This is a genomic window from Deinococcus sp. QL22, assembly GCF_023370075.1.
In the GTDB taxonomy this organism is placed as follows: Bacteria; Deinococcota; Deinococci; order Deinococcales; family Deinococcaceae; genus Deinococcus.
Genome location: NZ_CP097149.1, coordinates 319,765 through 337,945 on the forward strand (window position 1 = coordinate 319,765; position 18,181 = coordinate 337,945).

An 18,181-nucleotide genomic window follows, 5' to 3' on the forward strand; every position below is an offset into this window, starting at 1 on the left:
ACGGTTAGTGGTCAGCGGAACAGTGGGTAAGTGGCCAGAACGACCAGTTCCTATGGCATTTAGCCACTAACTCCTGACTGCCCACCCCTTAGAATCTGAATATGTCCCCTGCCCCGCCCCTGCGCTCCGACATTCTGGTCATTGGGGGCGGCCCCGCTGGGCTGCACGCGGCCTTTTATGCGGCGTGGCGCGGCCTGAAGGTTCGGGTGGTGGAGGCGCGGGCCGAGGTGGGCGGGCAACTGATGGCCCTCTACCCCGACAAGGTGGTGTACGACGTACCGGGTCTGCCCAGCACGCGGGCGGCGAGCGTGGTGGCCGGTTTGCTGGGCCAACTGGACACGCTGGATGTGGACATCCGGGTGAACGAGGTGGCCCGCACCCTCACGTCTGATGGCGACGGCGGCTGGCTGGTGGGCACCGATTCTGGCACCTTTGCGGCGGGCGCAGTCATCGTGGCGGCGGGCATGGGAGCCTTGCTGCCGCGTGAGTCACGGGTGCCCGGCGCGGGGTCGCATCCCGACGTGAGAACCGACCTGCCCGAACCCAGCACGCTGGCAGGGCGGCAAGTGTTGGTGGTGGGCGGCGTGCCCCAGGCTACCCGTGCCGCGCTGGAACTGGCCGGGGCCGGGGCTTCCGTGACCCTCACACACCGCCGCGCCGGATTCCGGGGTGAGCCAACTGAACTGGCCGAACTGGAAGGTTGCCGTGCCACGGGCCGAATTACCATCTTGGCCCCCGCCATCCTGATGAACCTTGTGCCGGGCGGCGCACACCTGACCGTAGACGGCGAAACCGTACGCGTGCAGGCTGAAACCGTGCTGATTCTGAACGGCTACTTGCCCGATCTGTCGCCCCTTCAGAGTTGGCCGCTGGACTGGCAGGGCGAATACGTGCTGGACGGCCCCGGCGGCCAGACCCACCTGTCGGGCGTGTTCGCGGTGGGCGATGTGGCCCTCAGCGGCGGCCAGTTCAAGCTGATTTCTCTGGCGTTTGCACAGGCAGCGGTAGCCGCCAATCACGCTGCCCATTATGTGAATGAGGCGCTGCGGGTGAGGCCGGGGCACAGCAGCGAGAAACGGTAAGCCAGTTTTTAGAGAGCAGACAAAGCTTAAGCTTGCTGCTTCTAACCGCCGTGAGGCCGGGGCGTCAGGCCGTTGGCCCGCACCAGCCGCCGCACTTCCTGGCAGCGGCAACTGCTGTAGGTACACAGCAGGGCTTCCGGGTCGCGGGTCAGCATGGACACGGTGGCGTCTACGAGTTCGCGCACGCGGTAGAGCCGCAGTTCGGACGCGCCCACACGGGCAGAACGCGCCTGCACCAGCGGGGCCAGCCGCTCGAAATCTGCCGAGCAGTTGGGAAACGCGGTGGGCAACACGCCGCCGCCCAACGGGACATAACGCGTCAACAGCGGCATTCCGGCCACATGTTCGCCGTAATGCACGCTGGTATTGCTGCCAAAATCCACACCCATCAGCAGGGCGTAACCGTCCAGGTCGTACAGGGAGCCGATGGGCTGGTAAGGACTCGCCAAGGTCTGGGACGACACCACCCGCTCTGCTTCCGCGCCCAGCGCCACAAAACTCAGGGTGGGGTGGAAGGAACGCAGCGCCTCGGCCCGCTCGACCAGTGTTTGCGGAATGCGGCCAATATCGCGGCTGACCCGGCTATCGCGGTGAAAGCGGGCATGAATGGGCGAGGTGGCGTGCCGAAGCAGAGTGTTATAGGTAAACGAAGGGGCCACCAGCGTGGCAGTGCGGGCGGCCAATGTATCTACGACAGCCCGCGCTCCACCTTCCAGCGTGCCGAACGACTTCAGGCTGGCATGAACGATGACGTGCTGCGTGCCGTCCAGCCCCAATTCTGCCAGCCCCGTTTCCAGATCGGCAGGCAATGTGGCGGGGCGACGCAAGAGATTCAGCACCTTCCTAGTCTACCGCTGTTGTGAAGCAATCGGTAGGTGTTCTGGCGCGGTGTGGGGGGTGCAGGGCGGCGATCAAACCGAACTAAAAGGGGGCGCAGGCCGAAGCCAAACGCCACCATTTCCCTTCACTCGGTCGTCAGGGCTGGCACAACACCCGCTCTGACGACAAATGTTCTTACGAGTTGTGCAAGACGTTCATGATGTCGCCGTCTTTCATCACGTACTCTTTGCCTTCGGTTCTGACCCAGCCCTTGCTTTTGGCATTGGCCCAGCCGCCCGCTTCCACCATTTTTTCCCACTCGATTACTTCGGCCCGGATAAACCCGCGCTCCAGATCGCTGTGAATTTCTCCGGCGGCTTCGGGGGCTTTTTCGCCGCGCCGGATGGTCCAGGCCCGCACTTCCTTTTCACCCGACGTGATGAAGGTGATCAGGCCCAGCGTTTCGTAGCCCACTTTCACGAGCTGATTCAGCCCACTTTCCTCCACGCCCAGATCGGTCAGGAAGGCAGCGGCCTCGTCTTCGGGCATCTCGGCCAGTTCGCCTTCAATCTGGGCACTGATTTTCACGACCTGTGCGCCTTCGCGGGCGGCATATTCGCGCACGATGTTCACGTACTCGTTGTCTTCGGTCAGCTGGTCTTCGCCCACGTTGGCCACGTAAATTACTGGCTTGGTGGTGATCAGGCCAAACTCTTTGGGGATGGGTGCGTCGTAGGTTCCAGCGCGGGCGGGCTTGCCTTCGCCCAACACGGCCAGAATCTGCTCAGCCAAGTCCGCCTGCTCTTTGGCTTCCTTATCGTTGCCCCTCGCCTTCTTCTGAAGGTTGGAGAGGCGCTTCTCCAAGCCGTTCAGGTCGGCCAGAATCAGTTCGGTGTTGATGGTTTCGATGTCGTCGAGGGGATCGACGCGGCCCGCCACATGAATGACGTTACCGTCCTCAAAGCAGCGCACCACATGGGCAATCGCGTCGGCCTCACGGATATTGGCGAGGAATTGGTTACCGAGGCCTTCGCCCTGGCTGGCTCCCTTCACCAGTCCGGCAATGTCCACGAATTCCACGAAGGTGGGAATAATGGGCGGCACGCGCTCGCCTTTGGTAAAGATACGGCTCAGGGCCGACAGGCGCTCGTCGGGCACCATGACGCGGCCCACGTTGGGTTCGATGGTGGCAAACGGGTAGTTGGCAGCCAAGGCCCCCGCCCGCGTAATGGCGTTAAACAGCGTACTTTTCCCGACGTTCGGTAATCCGACGATTCCAATTGCTAAGCCCATGATGTTCGCTCCTCTTTCTCCGCACACAGCCTGACCAGTTTTATAACCAAGGGCGGCGCGGCAACCCTGCCAGTGTAAAGGATGACGCTGTTCGGAGAGCCGGGGGCCTTCACGTTCTGCCGTTCATCTTCTGTAGGCGGCGCGGCATGTGCGGCAACGTGCCCGTCCCGCACCGTTTACGCTGCATCCCATGACCGACGCCGCTGCCCACGCCGCCGCCAACGCCGAGCAACTGCGGGTGCTCCGGGAGGCGCTGAGGGAGACGTTGGCCCCGTTTGTGACCACTCCTCTCCCACCGCTGGAATGCCCCGCCAGTCTGCCCACAGGTGAATTGGCAATGCCTCGCCTCCACGCTGACCAGGGCCAGAAGGTGCGGGGGGCCTCAGAGAAAAAAGCCCAGAAGTAGAGTGGCCGCCTGCTGCTGACCACACGGCGAGAGATTTCGGAATCCGCCTGCCACGATGGGCTACAGTGGCCCGCGTGACCCGCCCCGCTCCCCTCGTTGCCCTCACGCGTTTGCCCGCGCTGGGGCGTTACGCCCTGCTGCTGTTCGGGCTGTTTCTGTACGGCCTGAGCCTGCGCCTGATGCTCGATGCCCGCGTAGGTGTCGCGCCTTGGGAGGTGCTGCATGTGGGCATTACGCGGCATTTGCCGCTCAGCGTGGGCGTGGTCAGCATCCTGACTGGGCTGGTGATCGTGGCGTTTACGGCTCTGAAACTGCGGGAGCCGATTGGCCCCGGCACCGTACTGAACGTCATATTTATCGGTGTATTTTTGGATGTGTTGGGGCCTCTAGTGCCCGACCCGCAAGGCTTGGGCCTGCGCTGGGTGCAGTTTGCGTTGGGTGTGGCGCTGCTGGGGCTGGCAACCGGAACGTATGTGGCGGCGGGCCTTGGCGCTGGCCCCCGCGACGGCCTGACGCTGGGGCTGCGGCGCGTGTACGGCTGGCCTGTGGCCCGTACCCGCACTGGGGTAGAAGTGGTGGTACTGGCCACAGGCTTGCTGCTGGGCGGCCCGGTGGGGTGGGGCACCTTGGTGTTTGCCCTGACCGTCGGCCCAGCCATGAGCGCAGGTATGGGCTTGTTCGGCATCGCCCAGCGCAGGGAGCCGCCCGCAGGTACGCCGTTGGCTGCCAACTGAATTGGGGCGAAGGGTGTCTAAGGGTCAAGGGTCGAGGGTCTAAGGAGAGGCAAGGGCAATCGCTGACGCTCCAATAGCCCCCAGCTCCGGCCCCCGTCTGATGCGGTGCCCTGGCCCCCTGTGGGAGTCGTAGAGCTGTGAAGCAGACAGAGGCAGTTCAGCGACAGCGACGCCCCGCCCCAATACCTTAGACCCTTAGACCTCTCCACTCTGACCGCCCCACCCCGCCAAACCCCCCGCCCTCAAACTCTGATATAGTCTCCCGTTGGGTGCGCCCGTGACCCTGCCCATCCGCGCTGGAGCGTCGCGCTTGGGCCTGACCCGAAGACCGAAAACCGCCTGCATGAGCTGCGAAGCTGCACGGCGGCCTGACGGTGGGTTGGCACGGGGAACGCAAACTTGGCCCGTCTAGTAACGCTCAGGAGAGAACATGTCGTACATCAGCATGAAGCAGTTGCTCGAAGCCGGAGTGCATTTCGGCCACGAAACCAAGCGCTGGAACCCCAAATTCAAGCGCTTCATCTTTGCCGAGCGCAACGGGATTTTCATCATCGATCTTCAGAAGACCCTGAAGCAGGTCGACCGCTCCTTTGATTTCATCAAAGAACTGGCCGAGCGCGGCGGCGTCATCCTGTTCGTGGGCACCAAGAAGCAGGCGCAGGAAATCGTGGAACTCGAAGCCCGCCGCACGGGTATGCCGTTCGTCACCAGCCGTTGGTTGGGCGGAATGCTCACCAACTTCAAAACCATGCGTACCCGCATTGACCGCCTGAACGAACTCGACGAAATGTTCGAGTCGGGCCGCATCAATGACCGCCTGAAGGCCGAGCGCATCAAGCTGGGGGCCGAGCGTGAGCGCCTGCTGCGTTTCGTGGGCGGCATCCGCAAGATGACCCGTTTGCCCGACGCTATTTTCGTGGTCGATCCCACCAAAGAAGTGATCGCCGTGCAGGAAGCCAACCGTCTCGGAATCCCCGTGATTGCACTGGCCGACACCGACTCCGATCCCGATGTCATCGACTACATCGTGCCCGGCAACGACGACGCCATCCGTTCCATCCAGTTGATCGCGCACCGCATCGGTGACCTGCTCGTGGAAGCACGTGGCGGCGGCGAAGACGTGAGCGGCGAGCGCGTGGAAGGCAGCACCCCCGAAATGGATGCAGCCGAGAGCGGCGCAGAAGGCGACACCAGCCAACTGACGAGCAGCCAAGGCCGCAGCTAAGTTTAGAACCGGAACACAAGTGGGGGCGTGTCCGGCCAATGGTTCGGATTCGCCCCTATTGTTAGTCACAATTCGTCTAAGTCACAGTCCTGAATCAACGCTGCCTAACCGCGCGAAAGCCAATTTACGGAGGAACTCACCATGATGGAATCGATCAAGAAAGTACGCGAACTGACGGGCGCGGGCATGATGGACGTTAAGAAAGCACTGTCCGACTCTGGCAACGACGAAGAAAAGGCCATAGCCCTGCTGCGTGAGCGCGGCATCGTAAAGGCCTCCAAGAAGAGCGACCGTGAAGCCAAAGAAGGCCTCGTGCGTTTTGTGGTGGACGGCAACAAGGCCGCCATCGTGGAAGTGAACAGCGAGACTGATTTCGTTGCCCGCAACTCCGATTTTCAGGCCCTCGTACAGTCCCTGGCACAGGCCGCCCTCGCCGCAGGTACGAGCGACGTGGAAGCCTTCAGGAACACTGATCTGAACGGCGAAACCGTGAGCACGGCAGTGGCCGCCGCCGCTGGCCGAATCGGTGAGAACCTGGTGCTGAGCCGGGTGGCTTACGTGGAAGCCGCCGAGGGCGAAACCCTGGCCGGATACGTGCACAGCAACGGCAAGATCGGCGTGCTGGTACGCGTGGCGGGCGGCAGCGAAGCCCACGCCAAAGACGTGGCCCTGCACGTGGCCGCCGAGCGTCCTCAGTACATGTCGCGTGACGAGGTAGACAGCACCGACATTGAAAAAGAGCGCGAAATCCTGACCAATAAAGCACTCAACGAGGGCAAGCCTCAGCAAATTGTGGAAAAGATCGTGAACGGGCAGATCAGCAAGTTCTACGAAGAAAAAGTGCTGCCCGAGCAGAAGTTCGTGAAGGACAACAGCATGACGGTGGCGCAGTACCTCGGAGACGCGGCAGTCAAGCAGTTCGTCCGCTTCGAGATCAGCTCTTAAGCAGATAAACAGCCGGGGCGGCCCATCACAGCCGCTCCTTTTTGCTGTATCACCTGACCTGCGCCTCTCTCGTCATCTCCTCCTTCGAGGTACTTCATGTTTAAACGAGTGCTGCTTAAACTTTCCGGAGAATTTCTGGCCGATGAAAACGGCTTTGGGATCAGCCCCGACACGACGGCGCGGCTGGCCCGGCTGCTGACTGCCGCCATTGCGGGCAAAGAGATTGAACTCGCTATCGTGATCGGCGGCGGCAACTTCTGGCGCGGGGCACGCAACGGCGCGGGAATGGACGCCGCCACCGCCGACTACATCGGCATGCTGGGCACGGTCATGAACGCCATGGCCCTGCAAGACGCCATGGAAACCGCCGGACAGCCCACCCGCGTCATGAGCGCCATTCATATGGCGGCGGTGGCCGAGCCGTACATTCGCCGCCGCGCCATGCGTCACCTCGAAAAGGGCCGCGTGGTTATTTTTGGTGGCGGCAACGGTGCGCCCTTTTTTACCACCGACACCACCTCCACGCTGCGGGCGCTGGAAATTGGCGCGGAAGTCGTGCTGATGGCAAAAAACAAGGTAGATGGCGTGTACGATTCCGATCCCCGCAAGAACCCGGACGCCAAACGCTACGACACCCTGACCCATCTGGACGTGGTGGATCAGCGACTTGAAGTCATGGACGCCACCGCCATTACGCTGTGCATGGATAAGGGCCTGCCTATCGTGGTGTTCGACCTGTTCGAGCAGGGCAACCTGGAGCGCCTGTTTGCGGGCGAGCGCGTGGGCACACTGATTCAGACGCCCTGAACTTGAGCCTGAAGCAGCGGTGTCTTCAGGCAGCGGTCTGGAAGCGCAACAGCGCAAGCCGAAAGATTGCAAAAGGGCAGACATCCTGACATCACGGTAGAATCCGACCATTGCTGTCCGGGGCGCTTCTCCGCTTTAACTCACCCGATGGCCCGCTTTTGCTTCCCCAGTAACGCTGCTCAGGGATCCGGCCCCCAAGACTGCACTTGTTTAGGAGATTTCAATTATGGCAGACCTTAAAACCATTCAGTCCGATACCCGCGAACGCATGACCAAAGCCATTGAGGCGCTGGAAAACAACCTCAGTGTGTTGCGTACAGGCCGCGCCAACCCCGGCATTCTGAAGAAGATCGTGGTGGATTATTACGGCTCCACTGTCCCGATCGATCAGGTGGCCAGTATCACGACGCCTGACGCGCGCACGCTCGTTATTTCTCCCTGGGATCGGGGCGCACTGAACCCAATCGAGAAGGCCATCCGCGACAGCGATCTGGGCCTGAATCCCAACAACAAGGGCGACACCATCTTTATCAGCCTGCCGATGCTGACTGAGGAACGCCGCAAAGACCTTGTGAAGAACGCCAAGAACTACGCCGAGGACGCCCGAATCGTGGTGCGGAACCTGCGTAAGCACGCGCTGGACGAAGTGAAGAAGATGGAAGGCGTGGGTGACGACGAGATCAAGCGTGGCGAGGCCGAGGTACAGAAAATCACCGACGAATACATCGCCCGCGTGGAATTGACGTTTACCAAGAAGGAGCAGGAAATCCTCGGGTGAGTCTGCCCACGCTGCCTCTGCCCCTTTTTAAATGTGCAGCGCGTGACCGCCGGGCCTTCCGGCGGCGCGTTGTTATCCCGGCCCTGATGGACACCCACGCCTGATGGAGCCGTATTTGATGGAAACACGGTAATGGAAACCCTCTGGACGCGCCTGATGACCTCGCTGGTCGGATTCGCCATCGTGGGCGTGATCGTGTGGATCGGCTGGTGGGCCTTGCTGCCCGCGCTGGTGTTCCTATCGGTCATGGGCCTGTTCGAGTACATCCGAATGCTAGACCGCAACGATATAGATGTGCGGCGCGTGAGCCTCGGCGTATTTTCGGCGGCCATTATCGTGGCGAGCCTGCCCATGTGGCCGCAGGCGCCCTGGCCGGGCGGCTCCTGGCGCGAGGCTGTGCTGACGGTGGCGGTGGGCTACATGCTGGTTATGGAAGTCATGCGCCCCGGCGAGCGCCCGCTGGAACGGATCGTGTACTCGCTGTTCGGGCTGCTGTACATTCCGTGGCTGCTGGGCTACTTCCTGCTGCTGCGCTACACCCCCAACGCCGAACTGGGTCTGCTGTATTTTGCGCTGCCGCTGATGGCCACCATCTCGGCAGATGTGGGCGGATTCTTCGTGGGCTACTTTTTCGGCAAGCGCAAACTGGCCCCCGAAGTCAGCCCCGCCAAAACGGTGGAAGGCGCACTGGGCGGCCTGCTGCTCAGCTTCCTCACCGTGCTGCTGATGACCCAACTGACCCACATCTGGTCACCGCTGGACGCCCTGCTGTATTCCATTCTGGTGGCGAGTGCCAGCCAACTCGGAGACCTCAGCGAAAGCCTGATGAAACGCTCGCTCCGCACCAAAGACAGCGGCACGAGCCTGCCCGGTCACGGCGGATTCTTGGATCGGCTGGACAGCCTGCTCTTTGCGGTTCCGGTCACTTATTTGTTCCTGCATATCAGCATGGGCATGGGATAGAGACCGGAGTGTGGATCGTAGATCGTGGGGAAACCGGAAACCACGATCTACGATCCACGTTCTTAAAGCCTTCTTTGCGGCATGCTGTACCCGATGAACTTGACTGTGTTGGGCAGTACCGGAAGCATAGGCACGCAAACGCTGGACGTGGCGCGGGAGCGGGGATGGAAGGTGGGCGTGCTGGCCGCCGGGCGCAATCTGGACTTGCTGGCGGCGCAGATCACCGAGTGGCGGCCCACAGTTGTCAGCGTAGACGGCAGCGTGTACGCCGAAGCTATGACCCGTTTCAGCACGCAGTTTCCTGAAATTAAACTGATAGCCGATCCTACCGAGGCCGCCACCCTGCCCGCCGATGTGGTGGTGAACGCCATGAGCGGCCTACCCGGACTGGCCCCCACACGGGCGGCGCTGGAAGCGGGGCGAGCGGTGGCACTGGCGACCAAAGAGGCGATGGTTACGGCGGCAGCCCTGATCTGGGAAGCGGCGGCGCGGGGTGGTGGACGCTTGGTTCCAATTGATTCCGAGCATACGGGCGTGTACCAATGTCTGACCGGAGAAGCGCTGGAAGACGTGGCCGAGGTGATCCTGACGGCCAGCGGCGGCCCCTTCCGAGACGGCCCCGCCGACCTGAGCGGCGTGACACCCCAGCAGGCGCTCAAGCACCCCTCGTGGAGCATGGGCCAGAAAATTACCATCGATTCGGCCACCCTGATGAACAAGGGGTTGGAAGTGATGGAATGCGCCAGCCTGTACGGGTTGCCGCTGAGTCAGGTGGGCGTGGTGGTGCATCCCCAGAGCCTGGTGCATGCGGCGGTGCGCTTCTGCGACGGCAGCCTGAAGGCGCAATTTGGCCCCGCCGATATGCGGCTGGCGATTGCCTACGCCATAGACGCCGCCCCGGACGGCATGACCCGCCCCGGCGATGTGCGGGCAGCGCGGCGTGGCGCGGCAGTGGGCGGGCATGGCGGCTGGCCCATGCGCGGCACGTGGGAATTTCGGGAGCCGGATCACGCCCGCTTTCCCTGCCTGGGCTTGGCGTACCGGGCGGGCGAGGCGGGTGGCCTGCTCCCCGCTGCCCTGAACGCCGCCGATGAAGTGGCCGTGCCCGCATTTCTGGCCGGACAAATCGGCTTTACTGACATTCCGCGCCTGATCGAGCGTGTGCTGGACGAAACCCCCTCCGGAGCGTTGACGTGGGACACGCTGGATGAAGTGCAGGCGTGGGCCACCGCACGGGCGCACGAATTGGTGAAGAGAGGAGTGAATTCATGAGTTTTCTACAAGGCATTGCCGCCGCCCTGACACCCCTGGGCCTGATCTGGACGATTCTGATTATCGGCATCGCCACCTTCCTGCACGAGTTGGCGCACTACGCGCTGGCCCGCTGGCAGGGCGTGGCGGTCAAATCGTTCAGCATCGGCATGGGGCCAGTGCTGACGCGGCGGGCGTGGCGCGGCACCGAATGGCGGCTGAGTCTGCTTCCTATCGGCGGCTACGTCGAAATAGACGGCATGGCCCCCACCGAAGACGCGGACGGCACTTACCGTCAGCCCACTCGCGGCTTCGCGGGACTGCCCGCCTGGGGCAAGGTAGCCGTGCTGCTGGCTGGCCCCCTGATGAACCTGCTGGTAGCAATTGTCCTGATGACCATCACATTTACGGCTCAGGGCGTGCCCGCGCCAGACCGCGCCAGAGTCGAAGCCGTGCTGCCCAACTCCCGCGCGCTGGCCCTTGGCCTTCAGGCAGGCGACGTGATTACCGCCATCAACGGCCAGGATATTCCCGACACCCAGACCGTAAACGGAACTGTGGTGCCGGGCTGGGAAGGCGTGCGGACCACGCTGGGGCAGGATGGCCGCAAAACGCTGACGGTGGAACGTGCCGGAGCAGTGCGCGAGGTAGGCTTCGACTGGACGGCCCGTGTGAACGGTGTTGTACAGCGACTTGGGATTCAGTACGGCCCAGACGTGCAGGCCGCTACCTTACCCGTCGCCTTTGCCACCTCTATTCAGACCACCGTGGACGCCGTGCCGCAAATCCTGCGGGCCTTCGGGAACCTGTTTGCCCGCTTCGTCACGCTAGACCTCTCACGCGATGAAAACGTGAGCGGGCCGATTGGCACGGCAGAAATCGTGAGCCGCGCCGCCGCGCTGAGTCCCTGGGCCTTGGTGCAGGTCGCCATTTTGCTGAACCTGTCGCTGGCCTTCTTCAACCTGATTCCGATTCCGGGGCTGGACGGCGGGCGCATTCTGCTGGTGCTGATCGGGGCTGTGCGCCGCCGCCCACTTACGTTGGCGCAGGAGCAGGCCATCAATGTGGCGGGCTTTGCCTTCGTGATGCTGCTGATGGTGTTTGTGGTGGTGCGGGACGTGAGCCGGTTCTTCTGAGGGGAATAAGGGAACGGGAACTATAAAACTGCCGTCCCAGACGACACTTATAGCTTGCCCACCCACTGCTGACCACTGACCACTCACCCTTTCCTTTACCATGAGGGCAATGACCGCCCCTGTCCCGCCCCACCCCACCCGGTTCAGCGCCACGCAAGTTGCTGTGGTGATTCCAGCCTTCAATGAGGCTGAAACTGTGGCCAGAGTGGTGCGCGTGGGCCTGACTCTGACGCCAGAGGTGGTGGTGGTGTCCGACGGCAGCGGCGACGCGACAGCGGCAGTGGCGCGGGAGGCTGGGGCGCGGGTACTGGAACTGACCGAGAATGGGGGCAAAGGCCCGGCCCTCAAAGCAGCACTGGAACAGACCGGAGCTGAATTTGTGGTCATGCTGGACGCCGATCTGGTGGGCCTCACGCGGGAACATCTGGATTTACTGCTGACTCCGGTCATGGATGGCTCGCTGGATATGACCATTGGCGTGTTTGACGGCGGCGGATTTGTAAGCGATTGGGGCAACAAGCTGACGCCCCACCTCAGCGGACAGCGGGCCTGCCGCCGGGCATGGCTCCTGGCTGTGCCCCGGCTATCAGAAGAGCGCTGGCCTGAGCCGCCCATTACCGACGCCCTGAAAAACACCGGCGCACGCTGGGATTACGTGGAATTGACGAACATGGCTCAGGTGGTCAAGGAAAAAAAGCGCGGTTTCTGGAAAGGCGCACAGGCCCGAACCAAAATGTACGCCGACCTCTTGACCTATCAGGTAAGGAAAAAACGCGACGGTTCATAGCTCCTTGGCCTTCCCACAATGGAGGCAGCCCCACAGTCTAAAGACTCCCGCAATCCACTCCAGTTACAATGGCGCGATGCGCTTTCTGGTGGTCGTGCTTGCTTTGGTTGTGGGCTTGGTCTATTTCTTCTTTGGCCTGCGCTTGGGCTACGTCACCCTGACGCCCACGCGAATGCTGAATGCCCAAGGCGAGAACAACTACGTCTTTAATGTCTTCGACTCCGGGCAATCGGTGGGCGTGACAGGAACGTGCAGCACCGTGAAGGGCCGCGCCGTGCTGCGCCTGTATGACCCCAGTGGCACACAAATTGCTGGTCAGGCTTGCCCCAAAGGTCAGTGGGCACTGCAGGTGTTGGGCAAAGGCGACGCTGGCAATTACCGCCTGAACGTGCAATTCAATCACTTTACAGGCCTGATCGACCTCAAAGAAACCCGCAACAGTGGACGATAAAACGGGCGGTAGCGTGAAGCATTGGCCTCACGCTACCCGGTACGGCTCTGCATTCACCTGCCCCACAAGCGCTTAGGGAATTTGTCCGAATTACAACCTCAGAAAAAGACTTCTGACGCTTCCATGCTCCCGAATACTCGTTAAATTCACTCACTTCGTTCGGTCAGCAGCAAACAACTCTTTTGACAAATGCTCTAACGAACCCAGCGTCCCAACAGTGTGACCAGGCGGGCGGGAGTGACGTTGCGGTATTCCTGACCGTCTATTCTGACCAGCGGAGCGTCGGCGGGGTCTACCTCGGCACCGCACTGCTTGAGGGCCAGTTCGACATTGCCATTGGCGCTGACCATGCCGGGGCTGATGCGGAGGGTGTCCCAAACGATGTTGAGAAGGGCTTCGCGCTGGTCTACGCTGATGTGTTCTACACAGAGTTCGAGTCGGATAACGGGCAAGAACAGGTCTCCTTCGGGCTACCTCCGTGCTGGACATCAACCCCATTCGGCACAGGGCGGCTGTCGTTAACACAGGGCAGGGCGGCAGTCATGCTAGCCCAAGCCAGAGCAAAACGCGAAAACTAAGGGCAAGTGGTGAAGCCTCTCTAGAACACTGGTCAAGAATCGTGAGATTGGCCGCGCCTCATGTGGGCAAGGGGCGATAGTCTAGACTCTGAACCAGCAGTCCTCAGTCTCAACAGTTTGGCCCTCACCACTTCAAGACCATTTTGAACGTCTTCTGCCCGCGCGTCTCGCACTTGTCCTGCATTTGTCTTGCGCCGAGCATTGCGCCCACACCACCTAAAGTGAGCGCCGAGTAGTCCAGACCGGGGGTAGCCCATGAACAGATACGATGACCGCGCCCGACTTGTGTTTCATTACGCCCGCGAGGAAGGCAACCGCCTGGGACACGCCATGGTTGGCCCCGAGCACCTGCTGCTGGGCCTGATGCGTGAGGGCGGAACCGCCGCCACCATCCTGACCGAGTTCAGCGCCAGCCTGGATGGACTGCGCCGCCGGGTCGAGGAAATCATTGGCCGGGGCGAGGGCAACCGCCTGAACGACGCCCCCAGCATCACGCCCCGCGCCCGCCGGGTGATGGAACTGGCGAGTGCCGAAGCCCGCAGCCTGGGCGCACAGGTGACCAGCACCGAGCATATTTTGCTGGGCATTATCCGCGAGGGCGACGGCGTGGCCTTCCGAATTTTGCAGGAATTGACCAAGGACGTGGACACCATCCGCTGGCGTGTGCTGGCGCAGGGAGAGGCAGGCGGCGGGAAGGCAGCCAAACCTGTGGCGACGCCCTTTTTGGATGAATACGGGCGCGACCTGACCAAGCAGGCCCGCGAAGGCAAACTTGACCCCGTGATTGGCCGCAGCGAGGAAATCCGCCGCGTGACCCAGATCCTGACCCGCCGCACCAAGAACAACCCCGTGCTGATCGGTGATCCGGGCGTGGGCAAAACCGCAATTGTGGAAGGGCTGGCCCTCGCCATTCACGAGAAGCGCACGCCGCCCAACCTGCACGGCGTCCGGCTGGTGAGTCTGGATCTGAGCGGCGTGGTGGCAGGTACCAAATACCGGGGTGAGTTCGAAGAACGCCTGCGGCAGATCATCGAAGAGTTGCGGAATGCCAAGGTTATGGCTTTCATTGACGAGCTGCATACGCTGGTGGGTGCAGGCGGCGCGGAAGGCACGCTGGACGCGGCCAACATCCTGAAACCTGCGCTGAGCCGGGGCGAAATTCAGGTTATCGGCGCGACAACCACCGGCGAGTATCACCGCTATATAGAAAAGGATGCCGCGCTGGAACGTCGGTTCCAACCCGTGATCGTGCTGGAACCCAGCCCCGCCGAAACGTTGCAAATCTTGCGTGGCCTCCGCAGCCGCTACGAGGAGCATCACGGCGTACAGATTCCTGACGCGGCGCTGGAACTGGCCGTGCGAATCGGTGAACGTAGCCTGCCGGGGCGCAACTTTCCCGATAAGGCCATTGACCTGATTGACGAAGCGGCCAGCCGCGTGCGCCTGAATATGAGCGTGGGCATTCCGGTGGCTGAAACTGAAGACGGTGAGCCGATGGTGGCCCGTGACGACATCGAAAGCGTGATCAATTCGATGGGCGGGATTTACACCGAGGAAACCGCGGCGCAACTAAGCGACCTGGAGGGCCAACTGACCGATCAGGTCTACGGCCAGCCCGACGCCATTCGCGCCCTGAGTTCGGCCTTGCGCCGCGCCCGCGTGGGCCTTGGCGGACGTGCCCGTGTGGCTGCCTCCTTCCTGTTCGTCGGCCCCAGCGGTGTGGGCAAAACCCACCTGGCTAAGGCTCTGGCCCGCACTCTCTTTGGCAGTGAACGGGCGCTAATCCGGGTGGATATGAGCGAGTTTCAGGAAGGCCACTCCATCTCCAAACTGATCGGGTCGCCCCCCGGTTACGTGGGCTACGAGCAGGGTGGCCGCCTCACCGAGGCCGTGCGCCGACAACCGTTCAGCGTAATCCTGCTGGACGAAATCGAAAAAGCTCACCCGGACGTGTACAACACCTTCCTGCAAGTGCTGGACGATGGCCGCCTGACCGATGGACTGGGCCGCACGGTGGATTTCCGGCGCACCATTCTGATCATGACCAGCAACACGGGTTTCAACGTGAACCCCACGGCAGGCTTCAGCCCAATTACGCCCGACAACAACGCCCCGCTGCGTCAGATCTTCACGCCGGAATTCCTGGATCGCCTGGACGAAGTGATCCGCTTCCGCCCGCTGGGAGAAGAAGAACTGGTGCGCGTGGCCCAACAACTGATGGGCGAAATGCGCGAGGAACTGGCGAGCCGCGAACTGACTGTGACCTTCGACCCCGCCATTGCCGCGTGGTTGGTGACCAAGCTCAAGGCCCGCAGTCCCAAGCACGCGGTGGGCAGCAGCCGCCAACTGCGAACCCTCGTGCGCGAGGAAATTGAAGATCCGCTGGCGATGGAACTGATCGGCAGCACGGGCGAAGAACTGCGCGTGGTGCTGAGCGACGGAACCCTGCAGTTTGAGCGCGGAACGACTGCGCCGCCTCAAATTCTGGCGTAAGCAATTGCTGGGCGGGTTAGGGCAGACGGGGAGTGTGGGCCGTCTGCCTTTTGCTGTGTGGGGAAGGGGTAATCGCGTTGCTCACTCACCCCCTCTGCTGGCGCAGCTCTGCGAGTCCCAGCCTCCCCCTCAAGGGTGAGGAGCTAAAACCTATGCTGTTGCCTTCGCCCCTTGTAGGACTAGAACAGCTCGCAGAGAGAGGGGCGCTACCACAGCAGCGGGGTGAGGGCACCATCCAGCAACCAGATCTACCCTCCAACCCACTCCCCTATTCCCACTTCTTGCCCAGTCTTCCCGGCACTCATGCAATAGGATAGAGGTTATGACGAAAAGTATTGCCGCATTTCAGGACGAACAGGGCCGTATCACGGGCTGGCCCTCCGACCGCCGACGCGCCCACCAGTTGGCTATTCTGGACTATTTCACGGGGCTGTTCGAACCCGGCGTGTCGTACACCGCCGAGCAGGTAGACAAGATTCTGAGCGATCACAGCAGTGCCGAAGACATGAGCGTGTTCCTGACCGAACTGGTGGAAGGCGACTACCTTGCCACCAAAGACGGCCTGTACTGGCGTGCCGATGCCCGCCCCGGCGCACTGACCGCGAGTGAATAAGCCCTGTGGCTAAAGTCACCACGCGCTACGTGTGCAACAGCTGCGGCTACGCCTCGCCCAAATCGCTGGGGCGCTGCCCGAATTGTCAGGCCTGGAATTCCTTTGAGGAAGAAGTGCCGAGCGTGGTGGGCGGCAAACCCAGAGCGGGCGGCGCGGGCGGATACGGCGGCATCAGCGGCGGCAAACTGACGGCGCTGAGTACGGTTGGGCGGCGCGAAGAACCCCGTACCTCGTCGGGTATTCCAGAGCTAGATCGCGTGCTGGGCGGCGGTTTGGTGGCGGGCGGCGTGACCCTGATGGGCGGCGAACCTGGTATCGGCAAAAGCACGCTGCTGCTGCAAGTGGCCGACAGCCTTAGCCGCAGCGGGCGCAGTGTGCTGTATGTGGCGGGCGAGGAATCGCTGGAGCAGATTCGGCTCCGTGCAGACCGCCTGGGCGTCACGGGCGATATTCAACTGACCCGCGACACCCGCGCCGAACACATTGCCGCGTTGATGAACGAGCATAAGCCTGTGCTGTGCATTGTGGATTCTATTCAGACCGTGACGGTGGAGGGCGAGGGCGCACCCGGCGGCGTGGCACAGGTGCGCGACGGCACATCTATGCTGACCCGCGCCGCCAAGGAAACTGGTACCGCCACCGTGCTGGTCGGCCACGTGACCAAAGACGGTACCGTGGCTGGCCCCAAAGTCATGGAACATATCGTGGATACCACCGTGTTTTTAGAAACGGTGGGCGCGTTTCGTCTGCTCCGGAGCGTCAAAAACCGCTTTGGGCAAGCCGGAGAGCTTGGTGTGTTTGAGATGCGCGGCGAAGGTCTGATTGCCGTGGACAACCCCAGCGCCGCATTCCTGGCCGAGCGGCCTGTGGGCGTGCCGGGTTCCGTGGTGGCAGCCACCATAGACGGTCAGCGCCCCATGCTGCTGGAAGTACAGGCGCTGGCCTCCAAAACGCCCTACCCCAACGCCCGCCGCGTGGTGGTGGGTCTCGATCCTCGCCGCGTGGATGTGGTGTTGGCCGTACTGGAGCGCCGCCTTGACCTGACGCTGGGCGGGCTGGACATTTACGTGAACCTCGCGGGCGGCCTGAAAGTCACCGATCCGGGCCTTGATCTGGCCGTGGCGTTGGCCGTGTATTCGGCAGTCGTGGGCCGCGCCCTGCCCGGTAACGTGGCCGTATTCGGAGAAGTGGGCCTGGCAGGCGAGGTTCGCAGCACTCAGGGCTCTATTCGCCGTGCCGAGGAAGCCGGACGCGCAGGCTACACCCAATTGGTGGTGCCACCGGGGCTGGACGGGCGCGTGGGCGTTAAGAGTGTTGAGGAAGCGGTGAAGGCTGTATGGACAGGTGGTCAGAAATAGGTACGTGAGTCTTGTCTGCCTGCTAGGGTGTCAACATATGACCGTCCCGACAGAACAAGATTTTTATAAGGATGCTGGCGTACAGGTAACGGACAAGCGAATTATACTGGCGGGACAGACCATAGTAATGAATGGAGTTACTGCTGTCTCAACTCATAGGGATGTCTTGCCGAATGCAGCACGGGTGGTATTTCTGGCTGCGCTGGCCGCCCTATTCTTTGTACAGGGAATCGAGGTCAAGCTTCTGGCACTTCTCGTTATTGCGCCTCTTATTTGGATTTCCCTAAATCCCGTTTACTCGTTATTGCTTACCTCTTCCTCTGGCAGTAATAAAGTACTGGGTGATCGTAAAAAGGAGCGCATCTTCAAAATTTCGGAGGCGATCAACCAAGCCATTATTCATAGATCTTAGTAGTCAAAAAAGGAAGCCGCCGCCTGATGCACAGGCGGCGGCTTCCTTTT

The 18,181-nt window shown here is 61.9% G+C and carries 19 protein-coding genes; 16 read left to right on the top strand and 3 right to left on the bottom strand.

What is annotated here, in order from left to right:
* Window positions 1-101 precede the first annotated feature (101 nt).
* Entirely contained in the window at window positions 102-1,082 is a 981-nt protein-coding gene (locus tag M1R55_RS01475) for an NAD(P)/FAD-dependent oxidoreductase (RefSeq protein WP_249392993.1), read from the top strand.
* Between the two features lie 41 nt (window positions 1,083-1,123).
* On the opposite strand, the gene M1R55_RS01480 is transcribed toward M1R55_RS01475, so the two are convergent.
* Window positions 1,124-1,921 (bottom strand): AAC(3) family N-acetyltransferase, encoded by a 798-nt coding sequence (locus M1R55_RS01480; RefSeq protein ID WP_249392994.1) that lies wholly within the window; start codon window positions 1,919-1,921, stop codon window positions 1,124-1,126.
* A gap of 175 nt (window positions 1,922-2,096) precedes the next feature.
* A complete protein-coding gene (gene ychF / locus M1R55_RS01485; RefSeq protein WP_249392995.1) occupies window positions 2,097-3,194 on the bottom strand; it encodes a redox-regulated ATPase YchF in 1,098 nt (365 codons plus the stop codon).
* A gap of 190 nt (window positions 3,195-3,384) precedes the next feature.
* Between ychF and M1R55_RS01490 the strand changes: the two genes are divergently transcribed.
* From M1R55_RS01490 to M1R55_RS01540, 11 genes are all read left to right on the top strand, one after another.
* Window positions 3,385-3,600, top strand: a complete 216-nt coding sequence (locus M1R55_RS01490) for a hypothetical protein (RefSeq protein ID WP_249392996.1) — start codon at window positions 3,385-3,387, stop codon at window positions 3,598-3,600.
* A 74-nt stretch (window positions 3,601-3,674) separates the two neighbouring features.
* Window positions 3,675-4,334 carry a YitT family protein gene (locus tag M1R55_RS01495; RefSeq protein ID WP_249392997.1) on the top strand — a complete coding sequence of 220 codons (660 nt, stop codon included), beginning with the start codon at window positions 3,675-3,677 and terminating at the stop codon, window positions 4,332-4,334.
* Window positions 4,335-4,764: 430 nt separating this feature from the next.
* Window positions 4,765-5,559, top strand: coding sequence for a 30S ribosomal protein S2 (rpsB, locus tag M1R55_RS01500; RefSeq protein ID WP_019009463.1), 795 nt, complete (start codon window positions 4,765-4,767; stop codon window positions 5,557-5,559).
* A 141-nt stretch (window positions 5,560-5,700) separates the two neighbouring features.
* Window positions 5,701-6,504, top strand: a complete 804-nt coding sequence (gene tsf / locus M1R55_RS01505) for a translation elongation factor Ts (protein ID WP_249392998.1) — start codon at window positions 5,701-5,703, stop codon at window positions 6,502-6,504.
* Between the two features lie 96 nt (window positions 6,505-6,600).
* On the top strand, window positions 6,601-7,311 hold the full coding sequence (gene pyrH / locus M1R55_RS01510) for a UMP kinase (RefSeq protein WP_249392999.1): 711 nt from the start codon (window positions 6,601-6,603) through the stop codon (window positions 7,309-7,311).
* A gap of 226 nt (window positions 7,312-7,537) precedes the next feature.
* A complete protein-coding gene (frr, locus tag M1R55_RS01515) occupies window positions 7,538-8,089 on the top strand; it encodes a ribosome recycling factor (protein WP_249393000.1) in 552 nt (183 codons plus the stop codon).
* Between the two features lie 132 nt (window positions 8,090-8,221).
* On the top strand, window positions 8,222-9,052 hold the full coding sequence (locus M1R55_RS01520; RefSeq protein ID WP_249393001.1) for a phosphatidate cytidylyltransferase: 831 nt from the start codon (window positions 8,222-8,224) through the stop codon (window positions 9,050-9,052).
* 93 nt (window positions 9,053-9,145) lie between these two features.
* Window positions 9,146-10,324 (top strand): 1-deoxy-D-xylulose-5-phosphate reductoisomerase, encoded by a 1,179-nt coding sequence (gene dxr / locus M1R55_RS01525; protein ID WP_249393002.1) that lies wholly within the window; start codon window positions 9,146-9,148, stop codon window positions 10,322-10,324.
* The gene (locus M1R55_RS01530; RefSeq protein ID WP_249393003.1) at window positions 10,321-11,439 is read left to right on the top strand and encodes an RIP metalloprotease; all 1,119 of its coding nucleotides are present in this window, start codon (window positions 10,321-10,323) and stop codon (window positions 11,437-11,439) included. The genes dxr and M1R55_RS01530 overlap by 4 nt, the downstream gene beginning before the upstream one ends.
* A 109-nt stretch (window positions 11,440-11,548) precedes the next feature.
* Window positions 11,549-12,226 carry a glycosyltransferase family 2 protein gene (locus M1R55_RS01535; RefSeq protein ID WP_249393004.1) on the top strand — a complete coding sequence of 226 codons (678 nt, stop codon included), beginning with the start codon at window positions 11,549-11,551 and terminating at the stop codon, window positions 12,224-12,226.
* Window positions 12,227-12,302: 76 nt separating this feature from the next.
* Window positions 12,303-12,677, top strand: coding sequence for a hypothetical protein (locus tag M1R55_RS01540; protein ID WP_249393005.1), 375 nt, complete (start codon window positions 12,303-12,305; stop codon window positions 12,675-12,677).
* Between the two features lie 194 nt (window positions 12,678-12,871).
* On the opposite strand, the gene M1R55_RS01545 is transcribed toward M1R55_RS01540, so the two are convergent.
* The gene (locus M1R55_RS01545; protein WP_249393006.1) at window positions 12,872-13,129 is read right to left on the bottom strand and encodes a hypothetical protein; all 258 of its coding nucleotides are present in this window, start codon (window positions 13,127-13,129) and stop codon (window positions 12,872-12,874) included.
* Window positions 13,130-13,510: 381 nt separating this feature from the next.
* Here M1R55_RS01545 and M1R55_RS01550 point away from each other — a divergent pair, with 381 nt between their 5' ends.
* From M1R55_RS01550 to M1R55_RS01565, 4 genes are all read left to right on the top strand, one after another.
* On the top strand, window positions 13,511-15,748 hold the full coding sequence (locus M1R55_RS01550; RefSeq protein WP_249393007.1) for an ATP-dependent Clp protease ATP-binding subunit: 2,238 nt from the start codon (window positions 13,511-13,513) through the stop codon (window positions 15,746-15,748).
* 322 nt (window positions 15,749-16,070) lie between these two features.
* Window positions 16,071-16,361: a DUF2087 domain-containing protein gene (locus M1R55_RS01555; RefSeq protein WP_249393008.1), complete on the top strand. Its 291-nt coding sequence runs from the start codon at window positions 16,071-16,073 to the stop codon at window positions 16,359-16,361.
* Between the two features lie 5 nt (window positions 16,362-16,366).
* Complete coding sequence (gene radA, locus M1R55_RS01560) at window positions 16,367-17,719, top strand: DNA repair protein RadA (protein WP_249393009.1); 1,353 nt, start codon at window positions 16,367-16,369, stop codon at window positions 17,717-17,719.
* Between the two features lie 37 nt (window positions 17,720-17,756).
* Window positions 17,757-18,131 carry a DUF6232 family protein gene (locus M1R55_RS01565; RefSeq protein WP_249393010.1) on the top strand — a complete coding sequence of 125 codons (375 nt, stop codon included), beginning with the start codon at window positions 17,757-17,759 and terminating at the stop codon, window positions 18,129-18,131.
* The last annotated feature ends 50 nt before the right edge of the window (window positions 18,132-18,181 follow it).

What these genes read in the sequence shown, in the direction of transcription:
- M1R55_RS01540 (WP_249393005.1), top strand. Translation starts at nt 12,303, where the DNA reads ATGCGCTTTCTGGTGGTCGTGCTTGCTTTGGTTGTGGGCTTGGTCTAT.
- dxr (WP_249393002.1), top strand. Translation starts at nt 9,146, where the DNA reads ATGAACTTGACTGTGTTGGGCAGTACCGGAAGCATAGGCACGCAAACG.
- M1R55_RS01555 (WP_249393008.1), top strand. Translation starts at nt 16,071, where the DNA reads ATGACGAAAAGTATTGCCGCATTTCAGGACGAACAGGGCCGTATCACG.
- M1R55_RS01565 (WP_249393010.1), top strand. Translation starts at nt 17,757, where the DNA reads ATGACCGTCCCGACAGAACAAGATTTTTATAAGGATGCTGGCGTACAG.
- ychF (WP_249392995.1), bottom strand. Translation starts at nt 3,194, where the DNA reads ATGGGCTTAGCAATTGGAATCGTCGGATTACCGAACGTCGGGAAAAGT.
- frr (WP_249393000.1), top strand. Translation starts at nt 7,538, where the DNA reads ATGGCAGACCTTAAAACCATTCAGTCCGATACCCGCGAACGCATGACC.
- rpsB (WP_019009463.1), top strand. Translation starts at nt 4,765, where the DNA reads ATGTCGTACATCAGCATGAAGCAGTTGCTCGAAGCCGGAGTGCATTTC.
- M1R55_RS01520 (WP_249393001.1), top strand. Translation starts at nt 8,222, where the DNA reads ATGGAAACCCTCTGGACGCGCCTGATGACCTCGCTGGTCGGATTCGCC.
- M1R55_RS01535 (WP_249393004.1), top strand. Translation starts at nt 11,549, where the DNA reads ATGACCGCCCCTGTCCCGCCCCACCCCACCCGGTTCAGCGCCACGCAA.
- M1R55_RS01490 (WP_249392996.1), top strand. Translation starts at nt 3,385, where the DNA reads ATGACCGACGCCGCTGCCCACGCCGCCGCCAACGCCGAGCAACTGCGG.
- pyrH (WP_249392999.1), top strand. Translation starts at nt 6,601, where the DNA reads ATGTTTAAACGAGTGCTGCTTAAACTTTCCGGAGAATTTCTGGCCGAT.
- tsf (WP_249392998.1), top strand. Translation starts at nt 5,701, where the DNA reads ATGATGGAATCGATCAAGAAAGTACGCGAACTGACGGGCGCGGGCATG.
- M1R55_RS01475 (WP_249392993.1), top strand. Translation starts at nt 102, where the DNA reads ATGTCCCCTGCCCCGCCCCTGCGCTCCGACATTCTGGTCATTGGGGGC.
- M1R55_RS01550 (WP_249393007.1), top strand. Translation starts at nt 13,511, where the DNA reads ATGAACAGATACGATGACCGCGCCCGACTTGTGTTTCATTACGCCCGC.
- M1R55_RS01530 (WP_249393003.1), top strand. Translation starts at nt 10,321, where the DNA reads ATGAGTTTTCTACAAGGCATTGCCGCCGCCCTGACACCCCTGGGCCTG.